Raw genomic sequence first — 3,274 nt, forward strand, 5'->3', positions numbered from 1 at the left:
ACTGACGTCAACGCCCATCCCCACATCAGCCGTGACGGCAAGGTCGCACTGATCCACAACGGGATCATCGAGAACGCATCCAGACTGCGGCTGGACCTGGAGACCGAGGGGTACACCTTCTTATCCTCCACTGACACCGAGGTGGCTGCCAAGCTTCTGGGCAAGATCGCCCAGGAGATTATCGATGCCACTGGCCGGCCCGACATCTTCGAAGCCATCAGGCGGCTGGCCCGCATGCTCAAAGGGGCTTTCACCATTCTGGCTGTGGACTCACGGCAACCTGATCTGGTGGTGGGCATCCGACACGATTCGCCGCTGGTGGTCGGCCTTGGGGACGGCGAGAACTACCTGGGATCCGATGTAGCGGCCTTCGTGGCCTATACCCGTCAGGCCATGGAGCTGGGGCAGGACCAGGCTGTCTGCATCAGCGCGGACCAGGTCCTGGTCACCGACTTCCAGGGGCATCCTGTGGAGCATCCCCGCCGGTACACCATTGATTGGGATGCTTCGGCTGCCGAAAAGGGCGGATGGGACTCCTTCATGGACAAGGAGATCCACGAGGACCCCGCGGCGGTCTCCAACACCCTGCTGGGCCGGTACGACGAGTCAGGCGACCTGGATCTGGACGAGGTCCACATCGATGAGGAGGTCTTCCGCCAGATCGACAAGATCATCGTTGTGGCTTGCGGGACGGCCTCCTATGCAGGGTTGGTGGCCAAGTACGCTATCGAGCATTGGGTCCGCATCCCGGTGGAGGTCGAGCTGGCCCACGAGTTCCGCTACCGTGATCCCATTCTGACCCCGCGCACCCTGGTCGTGGCCATATCCCAGTCCGGAGAGACCATGGACACGCTGATGGCGCTTCGGCATGCACGCGAACAGGGTTCACGGGTTCTGGCCATCTGCAACACCCAGGGGTCGACCATCCCCAGGGAGTCCGATGCCGTGCTCTACACGCACGCCGGCCCCGAGGTGGCTGTGGCCTCCACCAAGGCCTTCCTGGCCCAGATTGTGGCGGCCTACCTGCTGGGGCTCTACCTGGCCCAGGTCAAGGGAACCATGTACCGGGACGAGATCCACCAGACCATCGACAACCTCAAGGCCATGCCTGCCAAGATCCAGAAAGTGCTGGATGGGCAGGCCGAGGTCATCGAGCAGACGGCTCAGCGCATGTCCAAGGCCCGTTCCTTCCTCTTCCTGGGGCGGCATGTGGGCTATCCGGTGGCTCTGGAAGGGGCGCTCAAGCTCAAGGAGATCGCCTACATCTTCACCGAGGGGTTTGCCGCCGGCGAGCTCAAGCACGGGCCCATCGCCCTGGTGGAGCCGGGGGAGCCTGTGGTGGTCATCGTCCCCAGCGCCCGGGGCCGCAACGTGCTGCATGACAAGGTCATCTCGGCCATCGAAGAGGTCAAGGCCCGCGGTGCCTTCACCATCGTCGTGGCTGAGGAGGGCGACCCGGACGCCGACCGCTATGCAGACGTGGTCTTTTGGCGGCCGCCCTGCCCGACCCTGATCAGCCCGCTGGTGGATGTGGTCCCCCTGCAGCTGTTCGCTCTGGACATGGCCCGGCTCAAGGGCCTGGATGTGGACAAGCCCCGCAATCTGGCCAAGTCGGTCACTGTGGAATAGAGGCTGTCCGTGGTCGTCGGGTCCGAGCAGCGGGGGCATCGGATCGTTCTGGAGGAGCCGCAGATCCCCTTCGAGCCCAAAGTCATCTATGAGGACCGTCGCATCATTGTGGTCGACAAGCCCCACTTCCTGGCTACTATGCCTAGGGGGATGTGGCACGCGGAAACCGTGTTGATCAAAATACGAAAGCTCTACGGGAAGCCCGACATCATACCCGCCCACAGGCTTGACAGGGCCACTGCGGGCGTGCTGGTTCTGGTGCGCGATCCGGCTGCCAGGCGGGCCTACCAGATGCTCTTCCAGGAGCATCGCGTGCGCAAGGTCTACCAGTGTCTGGCGCCGGTGCGACCCATGGTTCGTCCGCGGACCGGCACTGTGCGACACCTGGCTCCGCCCCGGGTCTTCCCATTAGAGCGCCGCTCCCGGGTGATCAAACGCCGAGGGGTTCTCCAGGCCTGGGAGGAGCGCGGGCCCGTCAATGCCATTACCGGGATCGAACTGACTACGGGCCAGGGATGTCTGGCCACCTACACGCTCTATCCGCAGACAGGCAAGACCCATCAGCTTCGGGTGCATATGAGCTCTTTGGGCCTGCCCATAGTGGGCGACGATCTCTACCCCCGGATTCAGACTCGTGCCTATGACGACTTCTCCCGGCCTCTGCAATTGGTGGCCCGTCGTCTGGAATTCACTGACCCCTTCACGGGGGTTAAGCGCACCTTCACCTCCTCTGTTCCCTTGGATTCTCAAGAAAAAGCCTGAACAGTCAGCCTGGCGGGACATAATGGTCAGGGGATCCCGGAGCTGCGGGGCGACGTGGACGCGGCAGGCATCCCCGTCCGAGGATCAAGACGGACCAGGAGGTTCTACCCATGAGCAAACCGACACGGCGGGCCTATCGATGGCCCAAGCATCTCAAGGGTCAGCAGTCCCTCTGGTACGGATGCGACTACAACCCCGACCAGTGGCCCGAGGATGTCTGGGATGAAGATATCAGGCTGATGACTAAGGCAGGGGTCAACGTGGTGGCCCTGGCAGTCTTCTCCTGGTCGCGCATTGAGCCCAGCGAGGGCGTTTTCGACTTTAATTGGCTGGACCGGATCATTGACAGGCTCGGTCGGGCGGACATCGGGGTCAACCTGGCCTCGGCCACGGCCTCCCCGCCGCTCTGGCTGACCCAGGCACATCCCGAAGTTCTGCTCAGGGACGAGCGAGGCGACACGGTCTGGCCCGGGGCCCGGCAGCACTGGCGGCCCACTTCGCCGATCTTCCGCTCCTATGCCTTGAAGCTCTGCCGGGCCATGGCCGAGCACTACCGGGATAACCCTTACCTGGTGGCCTGGCATGTGGGCAACGAATATGGCTGCCACAATCGTTTCGACTATTCCGACGATGCCATGAGGGCCTTCCAGCGTTGGTGCCGCCACCGTTACAAGGACATCGAGGCCGTCAACCGTGCCTGGGGCACGGATTTCTGGTCGCAGAGGCTGAGTGACTTCTCACAGATTCTGCCGCCGCGTTTCATCGGTCAGGGGAATTTCCAGAATCCGGGACGCATGCTGGACTTCGAGCGGTTCAGCTCCGACGCCCTCAAGGATTTCTACATGGCCGAGCGTGACACCCTGGCTGAGATCACCCCGGATAT

The 3,274-nt window shown here is 62.9% G+C and carries 3 protein-coding genes; all 3 read left to right on the plus strand.

Going from position 1 to position 3,274, the window contains the following annotated elements; genetic code table 11:
* On the plus strand, nt 1-1,629 hold a 1,629-nt coding region (gene glmS / locus AC0AP0_RS10765), incomplete at its 5' end, for a glutamine--fructose-6-phosphate transaminase (isomerizing) (RefSeq protein ID WP_490430460.1).
* 9 nt (nt 1,630-1,638) lie between these two features.
* The gene (locus AC0AP0_RS10770) at nt 1,639-2,391 is read left to right on the plus strand and encodes a pseudouridine synthase (protein WP_490430461.1); all 753 of its coding nucleotides are present in this window, start codon (nt 1,639-1,641) and stop codon (nt 2,389-2,391) included.
* Between the two features lie 110 nt (nt 2,392-2,501).
* Nucleotides 2,502-3,274: beta-galactosidase (locus AC0AP0_RS10775; protein ID WP_490430462.1), on the plus strand; the 773-nt coding region annotated here is incomplete at its 3' end.

It is taken from the genome of Bifidobacterium sp. POST2/T3 (B1), from assembly GCF_058197115.1.